Source organism: Bizionia gelidisalsuginis (genome assembly GCF_008086185.1).
Classification (GTDB): domain Bacteria; phylum Bacteroidota; class Bacteroidia; order Flavobacteriales; family Flavobacteriaceae; genus Bizionia; species Bizionia saleffrena.
This window is the reverse complement of the sequence record NZ_VSKN01000024.1, coordinates 1-19,422: the sequence shown is the minus strand read 5'-3', so window position 1 is coordinate 19,422 and position 19,422 is coordinate 1. Positions and strand designations below refer to the sequence as shown.

Genomic DNA, 19,422 nt, shown 5'->3' with positions numbered 1-19,422 from the left:
TACTCTACTATAAATGACCCTATGAATTGCTACTGCGGAACAAACAAACCTTACGAATCATGTTGCGAAATTTTTCATCTTAACGGTGGCCAAACAGAAACAGCAGAGCAACTTATGCGCTCAAGATATAGCGCTTTTGTTTTAGCTAATGGGGATTATCTCATGCAAACACATCACGAAAGTACGCGCCCCACAAAAGAAAAAGAGGCTATTGTTAATTGGGCAAAATCGGTGCAATGGATAAAATTAGAGATTTTAGAAACGACGAAAGACACAGTGGAATTCAACGCACATTTTTCTAAAAAAGGCAAAGCCGATTGTATTTATGAAAACTCCAAATTTATAAAAGAAAACACTCTTTGGTATTACTTAGGTTACGCCGAAAACACATATTAAACACACTGCAAAACAATTTTTGCATATAAAATAACACACTATGTACCCATTAAAAAGAAACAGACGATTACGAGCAAACGATGCTATTAGAGGTTTAGTTAGAGAAACAATTATCTCTCCAAACGATTTTATTGTACCCCTATTTGTCACTGAAGGCAAAGGTCTAAAAGAAGAAATCCCTTCAATGCCAAATTACTTTCGCTACAGTATAGATTTATTGGAAAAAGAAGTTAAAGAACTTTGGAGTTTAGGGTTAAAATCGGTGTTAATATTCGCTAAAGTACCAGAGCATTTAAAAGACCAGAAAGGTAGTGAAGCTCTTAATCCTAACGGGTTAATGCAACGCGCCGTTAAAACCGTTAAAAACGCGTGCCCCGATATGTTAGTAATGACAGATGTGGCTTTAGATCCTTACTCTTCCCTTGGTCACGATGGTATTATCGAAAACGGAAAAGTGTTAAACGACGCGTCTGTAGAAGTTTTAGCTGAGATGAGCTTGTCTCACGTTGTTGCTGGAGCCGATTTTGTAGCCCCTAGCGATATGATGGACGGTCGTATTTTGGCTATTCGTGAATTGTTTGAAGACGAAGGGTATGTAGACGCCGGTATTATGAGTTACTCTGCAAAATATGCATCGGCTTTTTATGGTCCGTTTCGCGATGCTTTAGACTCTGCACCTGTCGATCTTATTGATGTACCAAAAGACAAAAAAACGTATCAAATGGATTATGCCAACCGTTTTGAAGCCCTCAGAGAAACCGAAATGGATATAGACGAAGGTGCCGATATTGTAATGGTGAAACCCGGTTTATGTTATTTGGATATTGTTCGCGACCTTAAAAATGAAGTAAATGTACCCGTTGCCGTATACCAAGTTTCTGGAGAGTATTCTATGCTAAAAGCAGCAGCCGAAAAAGGATGGTTAAATCACGATGCCGTAATGCTAGAGCAAATTACAGCTATAAAACGTGCAGGCGCAGATATCATTGCCAGTTACTTTGCTAAAGATGTCGTTAAACTACTAAATCAATAAGACACGATAACGGTATTACTATTTTAAGATAAATTAACACCAAAATTAATAAGTGTTAGTAATTTCATATCTTTTGCCTACCAAAAACCTAATCGATTCTAAAACCCAATAGCTCATGAGCTTATTATTTCTTTACGCTTTTATCTCCATCTTCTTTTCGTTTCTATGCTCCATACTCGAAGCTGTTTTATTAAGCGTTACCAAAACTTTTATTTCATTAAAAAAGAAAGAAGGTAAAAGCTATGCGCAAGATCTAGAAGCTTTAAAAAAGGATGTCGATAGGCCGTTAATTGCCATTTTAACTCTAAATACTATTGCACATACTGTTGGGGCTATTTTAGTTGGTGTACAAGCAAAAGTAGCTTATGTAGAACTATATGGCACGCAAACACAAACCGTATTTGGGGTTACCTTTACAGAAGATTTAATGGTGGGTGTGGTTTCTACTATAATGACAATCTTAATCCTTGTAGCTTCCGAAATTATACCAAAAACCATTGGGGCCACCTATTGGAAATCGTTGGCCAATTTTACGACTAGAGCTTTAAACATCCTTATATTTCCTTTAAAATACACCGGTATTCTATGGGTTCTTCAGTTAACCACAAAGCTTATTGGCGGTAAAGGTCACGGCAGTATTTTAAGTCGCGAAGGCTTTATGGTAATGACAGAAATGGCGCACGAAGAAGGCGTATTCTTAGAAAATGAAAGTACCATAATTAAAAACCTACTCACATTTAAAGAGGTTCTTGCAAAAGATATTATGACCCCACGAACGGTTATGAAAGTCGAAAACGAAAACATCTCGGTCGCAGATTTCTTTAATAACAATACGTCGCTACGTTATTCTCGTATCCCCGTGTACGCCGATACAGCAGATAATATTATTGGTCTCGTTCTAAAAGCCGAAATATTCAAGGAAATGGCCTTAGGCAATGGTTCAAAAAAAATTAGTGACTTAAAACGAAACATCATTATCGTATCGCGTACTATCCCTATTCCAAAATTACTGAATAAATTACTAGAAAGTAAAAATCATTTGGCCTTAGTCGTCGATGAGTATGGTACCGTTAGCGGACTCGTAACGATGGAAGATGTTATAGAAACGCTCTTAGGACTGGAAATTATGGACGAAAACGATAACGTTTCCGATTTGCAATTAAAAGCTAGAAAGGATTGGGAATCACGTGCAAAAAAACTAGGCGTTATCGATGGTGATGACGTCGAATAATTGCGGTAATAATGGAAGACACCTGCTGCATCAATTCGCCTTTAGGTATTACCAAAATTACAGGTAACCGTAATGGTGTAGTTTCTATCACCGTATTAAATTCGCCAGAAAAGGTCTCCCCAATAATTCCAGAATCTTTAGAAGATTGTGTGCTTCAATTAAACGAGTACTTTCAAGGCGATCGCCAAGACTTCAGTTTAACTTTACAGCCGCAAGGCACCGTGTTTCAGCAACGTGTTTGGAAATTATTACAAACTATTCCTTACGGCAAAACAGTCTCTTATTTGGAGCTTTCCAAACAGCTAGGAGACGCAAAAGCCCTTCGTGCAGTAGCCAATGCCAACGGCAAAAACCCACTTTGGATTGTCGTACCGTGCCATCGTGTTATTGGAAGCGACGGCAGTTTAACCGGTTATGCTGGTGGTTTACACAGAAAACAATGGCTACTCGAGCACGAAAGTCCGTATACCCAAGAACGATTATTTTAACAACTTATCGCACATAATGGCACGGCTATCGTCGTACGTGGCACTTATCTTTATTTATACACACCACCCCATTCTCACTATTACCCCTACTTTTATAAACTGTAAAGCGCTAAATTGCAGAGGTATTCTTCATACACTATCCATACACTAACCATAGGGTATCCATAGGGTATCCATAGGGCAGCTATAGCGTCACCTAATTAATCTATATCTTAATCCGGAATACATAATATCTTTTTGGGTGTTCCGGTTTTTAAAACCGTCGCGCTTTCCGTTATATCTTTTCATTTTGTAAGAAAAAAGAAAAGGATGCCACTGCAATCGCTAACACATAATTTTACTATATTTAGTATTCTAAACTAATTTTGAAACCATGAAATTCATTAAAAACCTCTTAAAGGGAATCGTTATCCTTTTCGCTTTATTAATTGCCACATTATATATTACCGACACCGATTATTTACTAAAAGCGGTGCGCACTATTTATCTGCAAGGTTATTCTACTGCATTTTTAGACGATTACCATCAATTTGATAATCGCTTAATAGAAAATGGCACCCCAGAACCGTGGCCAAACCACGACGATTACAATACAGCAAAAGAAACAGCACGCTTAGAAAAAGCTAATATAGATTGGGGGACCATCGCTTATGTTATTATTAAAAACGATAGTATATGGTTCGAGAACTATTACGATGGGTACAATAAAGACTCGAAAACAAACTCCTTTTCTATGGCTAAAAGCTATGTCTCTGGCCTTATGGGAAAAGCCATTATGGACGGTTATATTAAAAGCGCAGACCAACCCGTTTGCGATTTTATTCCAGAATTTTGTGACGGTAAAGCCGCAAAAATGACGGTTGGCGATTTATCGACGATGAGCTCTGGCACCAATTGGGACGAAGCTTATTATTCGCCACTTTCTATTACTACTCGCGCTTATTTTGATGACGACTTAGCAAAAGTAGTAACAGGTTTAAAAGTAGTCGATGAACCCGGAACGGCTTATAAATATGCCAGTGGAGATACGCAAATGCTAGCTATGGTTATAGAAAAAGCAACCGGAAAAAAGCTATACGATTACCTTACCGAAAGTTTTTGGAAACCCCTAGGTAGCGAAAATGAAACCCTTTGGCAAGTGGATAGCGATGACCACAATTTAGTAAAAGCGTACTGCTGTATTGCGAGTAACGCTAAAGATTTTGCACGTTTTGGAAAACTCTATAAAGACCACGGTAAATGGAATGGCAAGCAAATACTAGATTCTACTTTTGTCGCTAAATCTATAAAACCTGTATTTCCTGCCAGTCCTGAGTACGGCTATGGCTGGTGGTTAAAAACGCATAACGACAAAGACTTTTTTATGATGCGTGGTCACTTGGGTCAATACGTAATTGTGCAACCCGAAGATAATGTCATTATTGTGCGTTTGGGGCACCAGAAATCGCCCGATCAAGGGGTTGGCACATTCACTAAAGATATCTCTTTATATATTGATGAAGCGTATAAGATGCTAAATGCCCATAGCAATTAAACGTGATTACTAATTTAAACCTCTAGCCTTATGATAACCAAGCTTAATCTAGAAAACATTTTATTCTTAGACATAGAAACTGTTCCAGAAACACAGCATTTTTCGGAGTTAGATAGCACCAAACAAGAGCTATGGGATGCTAAATCTAAATACCAACGAAAGGAAGAATTTAGTGCCGAAGAATTTTATGATCGCGCGGGCATTTGGGCAGAGTTTGGTAAAATTGTTTGCATCTCGGTGGGGTATTTTACGGCAAAAGACAACACCCGACTATTTAGAACTACCTCGTTTTATGGTGAGGAAATCACGCTTTTAAACGCCTTTAAAGACTTATTATTATCGCATTTTAGCCAAGCGAAACACTTACTTTGTGCTCATAATGGTAAGGAATTCGATTTCCCATATATCGCACGGCGGATGATTATTCATAATATAGAATTGCCCTACAAGCTTAATTTGTTTGGTAAAAAACCTTGGGAAGTACCGCATTTAGACACTTTAGAATTATGGAAATTCGGCGATTATAAAACGTATACCTCTCTTAAACTACTAACTAACGTGCTAGGTATTCCATCGCCAAAAGATGATATTGACGGTAGTGAAGTGTACAAAGTGTATTACGAAACCAACGATATTAAACGTATTGCCGATTATTGCGAAAAAGATACCATTGCGGTAGCGCAGATATTTTTAAGATTACGTGGCGATGCCCTCTTAAAGGATGATGAAATTATTCACGTGTAGTATCCTCTGCAAAAAAGCTATGCATTCCTTTTTAATTTTATAAGGACGTAATTGTAACGCCTTATTAATCGCGTCTTTATTACAACTTCTCTTAACTACTGTAAGGAAACGACTCACGAAAGGGTAGTATTTTATGTTGCAAGAAACAATTACACAGATAACATTTATAAAAATAAGACCATTAAAAAAGCCCAAACTTACGTTTGGGCTTTTCATTGGACTACTTAGTTTATAAACTACGCTACGCTTACTCTTTAATAAATTTTCGCGTTTCTAAAGCACCATCTATAGTAAACTGAATAAGGTATAATCCCGCTTCTAGAGTACTAACATTAATACCATTAGCGCTATCGGTTCCTTTTGCGATCTCTTGACCTAACATATTTACAATGGTAAAAGGCACATTATCGACCGTCGATTTTACAAACAACGTGTTTCCATTTACTGGATTAGGATAGATTGAAATATTTACTGCATTTGGCGGATAGTTAACTTCCACCGCGACTAAGGTAGCATTAGTGCCACAAGCGCCACGTTGTACCCACTGAGATGCGGTTCTTTCAAATAAATATCCTTGGTATGTTACAAAATCCCCAGAATAATACGTATTGCTACTATTGTAAGCTGCAACACCTTCGCAAATATCTGTACTAGGCCCTGATGTTGTTCCACTTGCCACATTACTAAATCCAGATTCGTTTCCTTCTGCATCTACCGCTTTTACTCTAAATGAAAAGGCGCTATTTTCGGTTAATCCAGTAATATTTGCCGATGTTCCTGTTACGGTTCCAATATTTGTAGCCCCGCTATAAATATCATAACCTGTTACTCCGACATTATCTGTTGAAGCTATCCAACTGAGATCTAAAGTTGTTTGCGTAATATTGGACGCTGATAAGTTTGTTGGGTGACTTGGCGCTTCTGTATCTACACCTGACCCTCCAATATTAATAGTATAATCTTCAACCTCACCATAAGTAAACGATTCACACGCTGTTGGTATAGCATTGTACTTCATAGATACACGCATTCTAGTTGCTGTCGCGCTCGTACTGTTTGGCACAGTAAACGTAATACTAGACGTTGCGTTTTTATTTGCTGCAACGGCACCTATTTGCTCTCCCGCATCAGTAAAATCATTATCACCGTTATAATCAATCCACACAGCGAAAGCTTCATTATATTTCGACCCTGTCCAAGTAGGTGTTATTGTAACGGTATACGCTGTTCCTTTTGCTAAAGTCGTCGAAACTGAAGTAAAATCGGAATAGCCCTGAGCTCCAGAAGTCTTATTAATTGTATTTAATTGCACGCGACTAATATATTCGTCGTTTGTATTAGAACCGGCAGACGTACAATACGAATTTCCGCCGCCACCAGATGGATATGCTGCACCAACACCTACGGCGTGCCACGCATTAGTAACCGCAATTTCTTCTGCGCCCTCTGCACCATATAAATCTTTTGCAGACTGAATTGCTCCTGCTCTTGCATTTGCAAACGTTGAATTAGAAGATAGATATTGCGTTAACGTTCTGTGAGCAATTTTAGCGGACTTGGTCATTCCTATTCCCGAAACGCTATAAGTGCTTCCAATATCGTTAGTCCCATTGCCACCTGCTACAGATAAGTAAAACCAGAAGTTTAAAACGCCCGAATTGGTATGTACACCACAATAATCGTTAGCGTTGGTTGGTGTCCCGCAATTAGGGTTTTTCCAATAGGTGCCATCGTAAGTATCTGGTTGACTATGCGTATTTGGATTACTCATAGAACGCAGTGCCGAAGACCCGCTTCTTCTGTCAATTTCATCTCCTATTAACCAAATTGAGGCCGATGGTGCTGCATTATTACTGTTTCCTTTAGCAAAATGCTCTACGGCTGCTCCCAAAATATCTGAAAACCCTTCGTTTAGTCCTCCAGATTCTCTTTGGTAAGCCAAGTTAGCGGTACTAGAGGTTACGGCATGACCAATTTCGTGTGCAGCAACATCAATAGAGGTTAAAGCATCGAAATACCCATTACCCTCAGTACCGTTTGATGAACCATCACCGTAAGTCATCACACTTCCGTTCCAAAAAGCATTATCGTAACCTGCTCCTCCTGGTTGATCGTCGTAATGCACCCAACTATTAATTGCAGCTCCAGAGCCATTGTAACTATTTCTTCCGTGCACCGTAGATAGATAATCGTACGTTTTTTCAGCTCCCCAATGTGCATCTAAAGCGGCATTATCCTTATAACTATTATTAAATTCTGCAGCTGTCCAGTTGTTATCTGCATCTGTAAAATTTGTTGATGGATAACTGTTTTGCCTACCACTATTGTAGGTGTTTATTCCATTTCCACGGGTATTATCTCTTAGTGCGTAGCTTGAGCCAATAACACGTGTCGTTATCGCTTTTGCGCCACTGTATCGCGTCGCTGCGTTTCCTGATGCTCTAAAAGCAGTTGCTTCTTTGGTCGTGAGATTTTTTTCAGTTATACTTAAATTTTTTGAAGAATTTGCGTGTTCCCCTAAATGCTTAATGATGCTATTATAAAAAAGCACTTTTCCAGTAACAGCATCAATATAGATATCTCCTCTACTCACTGGCTGCGTTGCATAAATATCATACTTATAAGCTAATTGTCCGTTTTTTGAAGTCTCCTTTCCTTGAGCTCCAAAGTTTGGTAGCACCACCAATTCTCCGTCTGGCTTCGTGTAGCCCATTTGATTAGCAGCACTTTCATTTTGCCATAAATAGCTTTGTGCACCAACGTGGTTTACTGCCGATTGAAACCCTTGTGCTTTACTTAATGTTGGTGTGGTATTAACACCCTCAAGCTCATAGTACTCCCCACTAATAGAGACCACTTTATTATTTTTTCCGTGCAAAGTATAAGTTGCAAATTCTACAGGGATAGTGTTATAATGCTGTTGATATTTTTGATGTAAAAACCCAATTTCATCTCTTCCGGATTTAATTTGAGTAAAGCCATCGCTATTTTTTGTTTTTAATTGTTCGGCTAAAACAGTATTCACATCTTGCATAGAATACGTTGCGTCTTTCGTAAAGATGACTAGGTTTGGCTGCCCATTCTCACCGTTAACTTTTTGAGCGACGCGTTCTTGTCCATAACTAGCCACACAAACTAATGTTGCTAAGGACGAAAAAAGCAACGCTTTGATAGAGTTTTTTTTCATAATAAATGTTGGGGTTAAAATGTTAATAATTATTGAATAAGGTTTTTAAACGTCGCACTAAAACGACGTTACAACAGAATGTTTGTTTTTTAAGGTGTGAAATCAATTAAAAAACACTCTGATTCAGTAGGGTTTTGCAGTAAAAATCTTATTATTCTAAATAAATAAGCCCCGAATAAAACGAGGCTTATTTTAGTACTACTTAATAAATTTAAGGAGGTTTGTTATTCTTTAATAAATTTTCGTGTTTCCAAAGCACCGTCTATAGTAAACCGAATAAGGTATAATCCCGCTTCTAGAGCGCTAACATTAATACCGTTGGTGCTATCGGTTCCTTTTGCGACTTCTTGACCTAACATATTTACAATGGTAAAGGGCACATTATCGACCGTAGATTTTACAAATAACGTGTTTCCATTTACTGGATTAGGATAGATTGAAATTTTGACACCCAATTGCGATACAAAACCTTCAACTGCAATTCTTGCCGCTCCGCAAGCTCCTAGGTTTGTCCATCCAGAAGAGGTGCGTTCGTATAAATCCCCTTGATACGTTACTTGTTCGCCCACAGTATACGATTGACTACTGTTATACGGTGCCACACCAGCACATTTATCGGTCGGTGTAGTTCCGTTAGTTAACGCTACAGCATCTACAGCCATATCTCCTTGCCATGTTGTTCCTGTGGTACCATCAAATCTTAATTTAATTATACTTCCTGCGTAAGACGATAAGTCTACAGTTGCCGTTTGCCATGTATTCCCTTGGTTTCCTGACTGCGTCCATACGGTCGTCCAGTTTGTTCCATTATTGGTACTTACTGCTACTTTTAAATTCCCCATCGCAGCTGCTCCGTACATGTGGTATTTAAAGTTGAAAGCCCCTTGAGATACTGCTGATAAATCGTAACACGGCGACTCTAATACGGCTCTTTTAGATGAGTTATTAGGTGCCGAAGATTCCATAAAAATATATTGTGATCCTTCTGATGCGCTAGAAGGCCCTGTATTACTAGACGGTGTTGCTCCAGATTTACGTGTCCAATTAAAATCGTCTCCAGAACTTTGCGTCCACGCGCCAAATCCGCTTTCGAATCCTTCGTTATAAGGAAATGAAGAAACGGCTCCCGTGCATCCTGTTGGCGGATTGGTTGTCCCTGAAGTAATATTTATCGTATAATCTTCCACTTCTCCATAAGGGAATGTTTCGCAAGCGGTAGGAATAGCATTGTATTTCATCGCTACTCGTAATCTTGTGTCACCATTTAAGGCCCCTGCAGGGACTGTAAACGTTCCACTAACTGGTGTTGTTGTCGCTGCTGCTTTAGAGAAAATCTGTTCGCCAGAATCTAAAAAATCACCATCGTTATTATAATCTATCCACGCCGCAAAACCTTCTGAATACGTAGAACCCGTCCACGTAGGTGTTACGGTTATGGTATACGCAGTTCCTTTAGATAAGTCTGAAGACATAGAGGTGAAATCTGAATACGATTGTGCTCCAGAAGTATTATTGATACTTCCCACTTTTACGCGACTAATATATTCGTCATTTACACTATTTCCTTGCGCTGTGCAATATTGCGTTCCGGTCTGACATGGAGAACATGAAGATCCACCACAATCTACACCAGTTTCGGTTCCGTTTTGAATACCATCGGTACACGTTGGTTGTGCTACTGCCCCACATTTATCTGAAGCCGCTAAAGCTGCTCTTGGTCCTCCATTTAATAAAGAAGCCCTCATTCTATTTTTCTGACCCGTAGTATACAGGTTCATACACGAATCGTTTGTGTAATCCATATAGTTTTGTACCATATCTATAGACCCACAAGAGGTTTGACCCACTGGGCACCCACCGTTAGAAGTTTGGTGTGTTGGTGTATCGCTTACAAAATCGTTACCACAATTTGCATCTCCCCAAATATGGCGCAGATTAAAAAAGTGACCTACTTCGTGCGTTGCTGTTCTTCCTTCATCAAAAGGTGCTGATAAATAAAATCCTGAACCTTCATTTTTAGATCCAAAGTACTGTGGCCCCATAACGACGCCATCTGTAGAAGCACTCCCGCCAGGAAATTGTGCATATCCAAGAATTCCTCCACCAATATTACACACCCACATGTTAAGATATTGCGATGTATTCCAAGGGTTAACTCCGCCTTGCGACGCTTTTTTCATAGCATCATTAGTTCCCCAAGAAGTTTTAGAAGAGGACTTTCGTGTAATACCATTGGTAGTATTTCCATTAGGGTCTACCGCAGCCATACAAAACTCAATTTGCGTATCTGCTGCTTGAGACCACGTAGTATCGGCATCGGCATTTAGTCTTCTAAAATCGTCATTTAAGACTTGAATTTGAGATAAAATTTGAGCCTCACTAATATTTTCATTCGCGTTGCTATAAATAACATGAACTACCACGGGTATGGTAATTACATTTCCGACTATTTTGTTACTAGAAGATTCCATCTGCGCAATTTTAGCTTGCGTAAAGACTTCAATTTGATTCATTCTAGACTCTAATTTCGGGTCTAATTGTTTTCTGTATTCTAAATTCTCCATAGTTTCGCAACGTCGGTCTTGAGCGACCGCGACGAAGGAAAACAGTAAACATAGAATTGATAAAGTAATGTTCCGTTTCATACTATTAGTTTAAGGTTTTTGCTTAATTATTATTAATAATGCAGCGAAAGTATTAAAAGCGATGAGTTAAACACATTAGAAGCCTGCTTTTTCGATTAAAAACGCACAAAATAATATTGTTCGGTTTTGTTTACGGATTTTACCGTAAATTTATAATCTCATAACATTGTCCCCGTTATATGACTAAAACAAGCCTACTTACAGTTGAAGATTTATCTATTTCATTTTTTTCGGAGGGTATAGAAAATGAAATCATTCGTTCTATTTCCTATCATTTAGAACCCAATGAGATTTTAGGTATTGTTGGCGAATCGGGATCCGGTAAATCGGTGTCTTCGTTAGCTATTTTAGGATTGCTTCCTAAAACCATTGCAAAAATTACTTCGGGACGTATTGTGTATCATAATGAAGATCTCACACAAATTTCCCCCAAAGCGTTTCAAACGATAAGAGGTAAAAAAATAGCGATGATTTTTCAAGAACCTATGAGTTCTTTAAACCCTTCGATGCGTTGTGGTCCCCAAGTAGAAGAAATCCTAAAACAGCACACAACACTTTCTAAAAAAGCTATTAAAGCCGAAACGCTATCTCTTTTTGAAAAGGTAAAACTTCCAGAATCAAATCGCGTGTATAAAGCGTATCCCCACGAAATTTCTGGCGGACAAAAGCAGCGCGTTATGATTGCTATGGCTATTGCCTGCAAACCTGAAATCCTTATTGCGGACGAGCCAACAACGGCACTAGATGTTACTGTGCAAAAAGATATTATTGTTTTACTAAAAGCGCTCCAAGCCGAAAACAAAATGAGCATTATTTTTATTACTCACGATTTGGCGTTGATTTCTGAAATTGCCGATCGTGTTTTAGTGATGTATAAAGGAGCGGTAGTCGAGCAAAATACGGTAAACCATATTTTTAAGGCACCAGAACACGAGTATACTAAAGCTCTTATTAATTCTAGGCCGTCGCTAAAGGTGCGTCTTAAAACATTACCCACCATTACCGATGTGCTAAACGACACCGTTTTAGACGCGGTGGTTACACCCGAAATGCGCGCAGCAAAACATAAAATATTGTATAGTACACCGCCATTATTGGAGGTGAAAAACGTGGAGAAAGACTATGTTTCGACCTCCGGATGGTTCTCGAAACCGGAGCATTTTAAAGCGGTAGACTCTGTAAGTTTTAATATTTACGAAGGAGAAACCCTAGGTTTAGTGGGGGAATCGGGCTGTGGCAAATCGACTTTAGGAAACGCCATTTTGCAACTTGATAAAGCAACAGCCGGAAGTATTTTATATAAAGGCGTAGACATTACAAAATTAAGCACTTCGGAAACCAAAGCGATGCGCAAAGATATTCAGATTATTTTTCAAGATCCGTATTCGTCTTTAAATCCCAGAATCCCTGTTGGCAAAGCCATTATGGAACCTATGAAAGTACACAACTTATATAAAAACGCTGCCGAACGCAAAGAAAAAACAATGGCCATTTTAAAACGTGTGGGCTTAACCGAGGCGCATTTTAACAGGTATCCACACGAGTTTTCTGGCGGTCAGCGTCAGCGTATTGGTATTGCACGCACTATTGCTTTACAGCCTAAACTTATAGTTTGTGACGAAAGTGTATCGGCCTTAGATATTTCGGTGCAAGCGCAAGTGCTTAATTTACTTAACGAGTTAAAAGAGAAGTTTAATTTTACCTACCTTTTTATCTCCCACGATTTAGCAGTCGTAAAATATATGTCCGATCAATTATTAGTAATGAATGCTGGTAAGATTGAAGAGCTCGACGATGCCGATGTTATTTACAACACGCCTAAAAAAGACTATACCAAAAAGTTAATTAATGCAATCCCTAAAGGGATTTAATTTACTGAATGGCGAATGGTGAATGGTGAATGGTGAATGGTGAATGGTGAATGGTGAATGGTGAATGGTGAATGGTGAATGGTGAATGGTGAATGGTGAATGGTGAATGGTGAATGGTGAATGGTGAATGGTGAATGGTGAATGGTGAATGGTGAATGGTGAATGGTGATATTGTTCGCGAGCTCACAATTTTATGAGTTTTTCAATAATGAAAAATGAAAATCGTACTACACAATAGCATCTAAATATTTAAATACTTATTAGGTAGAAAGCGTATTTTAGAACACGAAAAGACAGTGATAAAAAATATCATTTCACTTAAAAAATAGCTTCTATAATTTAGCCATTTATAGCATACAGATTTTTTTTACTAAAAAAAACACACCTCTCGAGAACGAAATGGTGTGTTTTATATTTTGTATAATTCTGTTTTGCATTGTAGGATGTTCAGGTAGATTTGGTACAAAACTCATAACGGTTAGTTTATGGTAAATTTGGGTTATTTATACTGATAGGTTTGGGACTACTAACATAAACCCTTTTGTTAAAAGAATTGGCTTAAAAGCATTAAATTTCGATGAAATACATAAAATTTTAACATTTAACCTATTTTTGTGCTACTATTCTCACCAAAATATTCCATTTAACACATTTGCTAAATATCCATTTCTGGAATATCGCCCTCTATAATTAAATGCCCTTCGGTTGCTTTCTCGATCTCTTCTACCGAAACCCCGGGTGCGCGTTCTAATAATTTAAATCCCTTATCTGTCACTTCAATAACCGCAAGGTTCGTTACAATTTTCTTTACGCAGCCCACACCCGTTAATGGTAACGAGCAACGTTTTAATAATTTAGACTCTCCGGCGCGATTGGTATGCATCATCGCCACGATAATATTTTCGGCACTGGCTACCAAATCCATAGCGCCACCCATTCCTTTTACCATTTTACCCGGAATTTTCCAGTTGGCAATATCGCCGTTTTCGGCAACCTCCATTGCGCCTAAAATGGTTAAATCTACGTGCTGACCACGAATCATAGAAAAACTCATTGCCGAATCAAAGAAACTCGCTCCCGGCAAGGTTGTAATGGTTTGTTTTCCTGCGTTAATAATATCGGCATCTTCTTCACCATCAAACGGAAAAGGCCCCATACCAAGCACGCCATTCTCACTCTGAAATTCTACTTCTATATCGTCGCGCACATAATTTGCTACTAACGTTGGAATACCAATCCCTAAGTTTACGTAGTCACCATCTTGCACTTCTTTTGCAATGCGTTTTGCAATTCCTATTTTATCTAACATACTGTTTTATTTTGATGTGTTTACACCTAATCCCTAGTCTGTACAGGTTTTTAAAGCGCCCTACACGACTATAATTGGCATCTACTAATTACTATAAAGATTCCTTATTCGCGAGTACGCACGGTACGTTGCTCGATACGTTTTTCGTAAGCTGTACCTTGAAAAATACGTTGCACAAAAATACCTGGAATATGTATTTGGTTCGGGTCTAACGTTCCTGCAGGCACTAATTCTTCCACCTCAGCGACTGTAATAGTTGCTGCGCCACACATTACCGGATTAAAATTTCGTGCTGTTCCTTTAAAAATCAAGTTTCCAGCTTCGTCCCCTTTCCAAGCTTTAACAAAGGCAAAATCGGCTTTAAAAGCGTGCTCTAACACGTACATTTTACCGTCGAACTCGCGTGTCTCTTTACCTTCGGCCACTTCGGTACCATAACCAGCAGGGGTATAAATAGCAGGAAAACCGGCTTGTGCAGCACGACAACGTTCGGCCAGAGTGCCTTGCGGAATAAGCTCTACGTCTAACTCTCCAGACAGCATTTGCCTTTCGAACTCGTCGTTTTCACCGACGTAAGACGATACCATTTTTTTTATTTGACGCTTTTTTAATAATAAGCCCAGACCAAAATCGTCTACTCCCGCGTTATTAGAAATACACGTTAAGTCCTTTATATTACTATCTACCAAGGCAGTGATTGCGTTTTCCGGAATACCCGACAAGCCAAAACCACCCAACATAAACGTCATATTATCGGTAATGCCTTCTGTCGCTTCTTTAACTGAATTTACTTTTTTATTAATCATACTTAAATTGTCTTTTGAGGCTTAAAATTAAGGAATTTAAATCTCAGAACCGCTTTTTGGGCACATTTTTGCGAAAAAGCAAAAACCAGGCCTTCCGCTATATCTTTTGCCAAACGCAAAAGGATGCCGCTACACTCCTTTTTGCAGATTCTTATTACAATTTAGAAGTAGTTTTAAGAAAAAGAATTTGTAGTGAACTAAATGTTTTACTAATGGAAATATGTATTGCTTTAAAACAAAAATAGCCGAAAAGAAACAATTTTTAAATTTAGTTCTTAACTACTATTTTTTATATATGTGGTGGTAGTTAATTTTTATTCTTCTCCAACATAACTAAAATAGACTTCACGAATAATTATTTCTTTATTTTTTATTTCAGATTTATCTATTAAAAATATATGTTTAGCTTTTTCAAATAATTTAAAAACCTTGTTAAATTCCATTTTTCGCATAACGTCAATAGACATCAACAAATCTTTGTTATTTTTTAAAAAAGAGTTAAGGATTATCTCTATTCATCTCGTCAAAGTCTTTATATTCCCTACTTGATAAATTGATAATTCCTGTTGGGGACTTACCTTTTAGGTTATCATAAATTGAAAAATAATAATTTCCAAGTAGTATGCTTTTTGGGTTATTTCTTAGTCGTTTTTTTTCAAATTCAGAATTGTCAAACACTACAAAAAGAGTTTCCTCATTACTAATACTTTTATTTATAGACTTACACGAGTTAAGTATTAAACAACTAAATATAATCAATTCTAAGTTCAAGTTATAAGTGCAACACGAATATTTAAAATAGATGGGGCTAGCCCCATCTATTTTAGGCTCAATATCTATATTCGTTTTAGATGAAACATTATAAACAATTAGCCTCGTCACAAAGGTATCAAATTTCTACATTATTAGAGACAGGAATAACTATTACTCAAATTTCGAAGATCATCGGTGTTCATAAAAGTACCGTATCAAGAGAATTAAAGAGGAACACACCAGGTAGAGGTAGAACAGCTGGCAGTTATATAGCAGAGCACGCTCAACAAAAAACTGAGCAAAGACATTGCAATAAGCCAAAGTCTATTCTATTGACAGAAGCTCTTAAAAAGCGAATTGCTGGTTTGATGGAGTATGAGAAATGGAGCCCTGAGCTTATAGCAAAGCGACTTAGTAAGGAATCTGAAGTTTGTGTAAGCCACGAAACTATTTATAAATGGATATGGACTGCAAAGCATAGCAACCATAGAAAACATAGCTCTTATAAAAAATTACATAAGCATCTACGCCACACAGGTAGGAGGCAAAAGAGGAGTAATATTAAAGATAAACGTGGAGCAATCACTGGACGTGTAGGTATTGATAAGCGACCCAAGATAGTAGAAAAACGTTTACGCATTGGCGACATAGAAGTAAACCTTATGATGGGTAGTAACCATAAATCAGCATTACTAGTGATGACAGATAGAGCAACATGGGTTACTATGATAGAAAAACTCAGTAGTAAAAATGCAGATGAAGTTTATAAAAAGATGAATCAACGGCTTACAAATTTTGACGCATCTTGGATAAAAACAATAACATTTGACAATGGAAAAGAGTTTGCCTATCATCATAAAATAGCAAAAGATGTGAATGCAAAAACATATTTTACAAGACCTTATACCTCGCAAGATAAAGGAACTGTAGAAAACAGAATTGGTGTGATAAGAAGATTTTTTCCAAAGAAAACAGACCTTAGAGAGGTCTCAAACAAAACAATAAAAGAAGTAGAAAAATTACTAAATTACAGACCAATTAGAAAGTTTAATTATAATAACCCAATTGAAGTCCTAAATAATAAGTGTGTAGCACTTATCGGTTGAACTCAGCAATACCAATGTAACCCCTAAGAGCAACATTACTAGTTTTAAATACTGTTTAAATTTTCTTTTTTTCATTCGTTTGGTTGGTTTTAAAAATTATTAATTTTATTATTAAAAAGCAAGTGTATAATAACAATCTCACAATACCTTTTTATACCATTCATCGAAAACTTCAACTTAGTAGCACTTTTCATTACGGTAAAAACCGTAATGGGAGTAAAATTCTTTTAGTTTAAAAGCAAAAATAGCAGAAAAGAAACAAACTTTATGTTTAACTCTTAACTGCTATTTTTTAATTAGTGTTTAGCGAAAAACACGCCTCTGGGAAACATAAAATATTATTGTAAAAGCCAAAGCAACAGCTTATATTTTGGTCATAAAATATTTGTGAGAAAACCTATTAAGTTCTACTTCTCGAATAGTAATTAATTCTCCTTCGAATTCGCCTTTATCTATAATTAGAATTTTTTTGGCCGAGGTTAATATTTCGTCGAGCAATGCTAAAAAATAAGAAACATCATCTTTATTATAACCTCTAAAAAAACAATTGTTAATGATATGATTTTTATTATCCTTTAAAAATTTCTTGTGTTTTTTATAAACGTTCGAGGTGATTCCAGCATCTCTTTTATCAAAATCAAAATATTTCATATGCTGAAATTCAATTTTGGAAGAGTCTTTTAATATATATATATAAGTAATAACGGTGTCTTTTTTAACTATAAATTTATTGACAACACTATTTTTATTTTCTTCTAATAGAATATATAACGTGTCTTTTTTTGAAAATTTTATAAAGAACTTATCTTTGCTAATTCTTTCTTTGAAAATTTTATTTTTTAATAGATATTCTTTAGAATAGGTCGATTCTACAGTACGAGAAGTCATTTTAGTAGAATCTTTTACCTGCGAAAAGGAGTATAAAGAGATAAATAATAATGGAAAAATAAATGTTTTAATTTTCATTGCAGTAAGTTTTTGAAAATTGTTTACCTGTGCTGTTATATTTTGAAAACAAGTATTGATTAACTGTTAAGCTTTCTAAGACGGACTGAACTGCTGAAGTATTTTGCAATCCTGTCATTGATAAATTTTTAAAAAATAATGACCAATTAAATAAATGACTTTCAGTTAATGGATTATTTATATCATTTGCTGTGTAATAATCTAAATCGGAAACATAATTTTGATTACTCAAAGGGATTAAATCATCTTTAACGTCAGTCAAAATTTGCTCCATTACAGGAAGCATATAGGTAAATATGAAATCATGCTGACTTTGATTATTTCCATCTATATCTAGTTCACAATTAAAATCATTATAAAACTGATTTAGTATACTTTCTAATTCAATATCATTATAGGGATGTAATGATGACGCTTGACTACAATTTTGAATCTTTAAATAAAGATAAGCGTGAATGCATTCATGCAAAATATTTCTCGCAATTTGAATATTTGAAGCTTTAGCATCATGTAATGGGTTTAATGTGTTTTTATTTATTTCAATTAGAACATCCATAGATTCAACTTCTCCTGTAGAAGTGTTTAACATTAAACTTGTTCTTGTTGCAGTTGCCCCTATAGAATTAGCTAAATTAGCTACAATTTCAAATTTAACATTTAAACTTTCATTTTCTCCAAAAGTATCTATAAATAAATCTTTGAATTTTGGTGAATCTACCAATTTATCATAAATACACATAAATTTTTCGTTTTCAGGCAAACTAATAGTATCACATCCTTTTCTAACATCTCCTAAATCTACATTAAAAGGCGAATTTAGACTATATTGAGAGTTAAAATTTTCATCAGATGTATAACAATCTTCCTCTATCTCCAATTCCTCTGGACAATCATCACCTCTACAAGGTGTTGTTGGTGTTGTAACGCCTCCATTGCTTGATGAACCACCACTACCACCGTTATTGGTTTGGCCTCCATTTGTATCCCCAGTGTTTGTAGATTCAGTATCATTACCCACTGGTTCGCCAGAATCTCCCCAGCTTCCTGCCCCACCTCCTCCGCTGGGCGTGCAAGTTTCTGTAATTACTATACTGTAAAAATCAATACCACAATCACCATAACCTATAGAATCATTATGATTACCTGAACTACAATATTCTTCAATTGTATAAGTACAGCCTTCTTTACTCAAAAATCCAGTTACAAAACTGTCGTTATCGATTTTCTTAAAAGTTATTTTGTTATTTAAATTAACAATGTTACCTTTTTCAATATTCTCTTTTTCTTGAGCCGTTAACGCATATGTAACTAATAGCGTCTCATAGCTGTTATCTGGTTGTAGCGTTAATACTA

14 protein-coding genes are annotated in these 19,422 nt (G+C 36.8%); 8 read left to right on the top strand and 6 right to left on the bottom strand.

All coding sequences use genetic code 11. The features are described 5' to 3' along the window. Nucleotides 1-21 precede the first annotated feature (21 nt). From ES677_RS13180 to ES677_RS13155, 6 genes are all read left to right on the top strand, one after another. Nucleotides 22-396, top strand: coding sequence for a YchJ family protein (locus ES677_RS13180; RefSeq protein ID WP_148381481.1), 375 nt, complete (start codon nt 22-24; stop codon nt 394-396). 40 nt (nt 397-436) lie between these two features. Then, the gene (gene hemB, locus ES677_RS13175; RefSeq protein ID WP_148370893.1) at nt 437-1,429 is read left to right on the top strand and encodes a porphobilinogen synthase; all 993 of its coding nucleotides are present in this window, start codon (nt 437-439) and stop codon (nt 1,427-1,429) included. Nucleotides 1,430-1,544: 115 nt separating this feature from the next. Continuing rightward, entirely contained in the window at nt 1,545-2,660 is a 1,116-nt protein-coding gene (locus tag ES677_RS13170) for a CNNM domain-containing protein (RefSeq protein WP_148381480.1), read from the top strand. Nucleotides 2,661-2,671: 11 nt separating this feature from the next. After that, nucleotides 2,672-3,148 carry a methylated-DNA--[protein]-cysteine S-methyltransferase gene (locus ES677_RS13165; RefSeq protein ID WP_148370891.1) on the top strand — a complete coding sequence of 159 codons (477 nt, stop codon included), beginning with the start codon at nt 2,672-2,674 and terminating at the stop codon, nt 3,146-3,148. A 373-nt stretch (nt 3,149-3,521) separates the two neighbouring features. Beyond that, nucleotides 3,522-4,682 carry a serine hydrolase domain-containing protein gene (locus ES677_RS13160; RefSeq protein ID WP_148370890.1) on the top strand — a complete coding sequence of 387 codons (1,161 nt, stop codon included), beginning with the start codon at nt 3,522-3,524 and terminating at the stop codon, nt 4,680-4,682. Nucleotides 4,683-4,712: 30 nt separating this feature from the next. Further along, entirely contained in the window at nt 4,713-5,426 is a 714-nt protein-coding gene (locus ES677_RS13155; RefSeq protein WP_148370889.1) for a 3'-5' exonuclease, read from the top strand. A 247-nt stretch (nt 5,427-5,673) separates the two neighbouring features. Here ES677_RS13155 and ES677_RS13150 read toward each other — a convergent pair whose 3' ends face one another. Both ES677_RS13150 and ES677_RS13145 read right to left on the bottom strand, forming a co-directional pair. Then, entirely contained in the window at nt 5,674-8,613 is a 2,940-nt protein-coding gene (locus ES677_RS13150; protein WP_148381479.1) for a M4 family metallopeptidase, read from the bottom strand. Between the two features lie 224 nt (nt 8,614-8,837). Continuing rightward, nucleotides 8,838-11,258: a GEVED domain-containing protein gene (locus ES677_RS13145; protein ID WP_148381478.1), complete on the bottom strand. Its 2,421-nt coding sequence runs from the start codon at nt 11,256-11,258 to the stop codon at nt 8,838-8,840. 179 nt (nt 11,259-11,437) lie between these two features. Between ES677_RS13145 and ES677_RS13140 the strand changes: the two genes are divergently transcribed. Beyond that, nucleotides 11,438-13,129 (top strand): ABC transporter ATP-binding protein, encoded by a 1,692-nt coding sequence (locus ES677_RS13140; protein WP_148381477.1) that lies wholly within the window; start codon nt 11,438-11,440, stop codon nt 13,127-13,129. A gap of 655 nt (nt 13,130-13,784) precedes the next feature. On the opposite strand, the gene ES677_RS13135 is transcribed toward ES677_RS13140, so the two are convergent. After that, on the bottom strand, nt 13,785-14,438 hold the full coding sequence (locus ES677_RS13135) for a CoA transferase subunit B (RefSeq protein ID WP_148381476.1): 654 nt from the start codon (nt 14,436-14,438) through the stop codon (nt 13,785-13,787). A gap of 104 nt (nt 14,439-14,542) precedes the next feature. Next, nucleotides 14,543-15,244 carry a CoA transferase subunit A gene (locus ES677_RS13130; protein ID WP_148381475.1) on the bottom strand — a complete coding sequence of 234 codons (702 nt, stop codon included), beginning with the start codon at nt 15,242-15,244 and terminating at the stop codon, nt 14,543-14,545. Between the two features lie 851 nt (nt 15,245-16,095). Between ES677_RS13130 and ES677_RS13125 the strand changes: the two genes are divergently transcribed. Next, nucleotides 16,096-17,103, top strand: a complete 1,008-nt coding sequence (locus tag ES677_RS13125; RefSeq protein ID WP_148381474.1) for an IS30 family transposase — start codon at nt 16,096-16,098, stop codon at nt 17,101-17,103. A gap of 363 nt (nt 17,104-17,466) precedes the next feature. Here the strand turns inward: ES677_RS13125 and ES677_RS13120 are convergent, their stop codons facing one another. Further along, entirely contained in the window at nt 17,467-18,069 is a 603-nt protein-coding gene (locus ES677_RS13120) for a hypothetical protein (RefSeq protein WP_148370882.1), read from the bottom strand. Next, a partial coding sequence (locus ES677_RS15345) for a hypothetical protein (RefSeq protein ID WP_394349297.1) occupies nt 18,059-19,422 on the bottom strand: 1,364 nt, incomplete at its 5' end. The genes ES677_RS15345 and ES677_RS13120, both read right to left, overlap by 11 nt.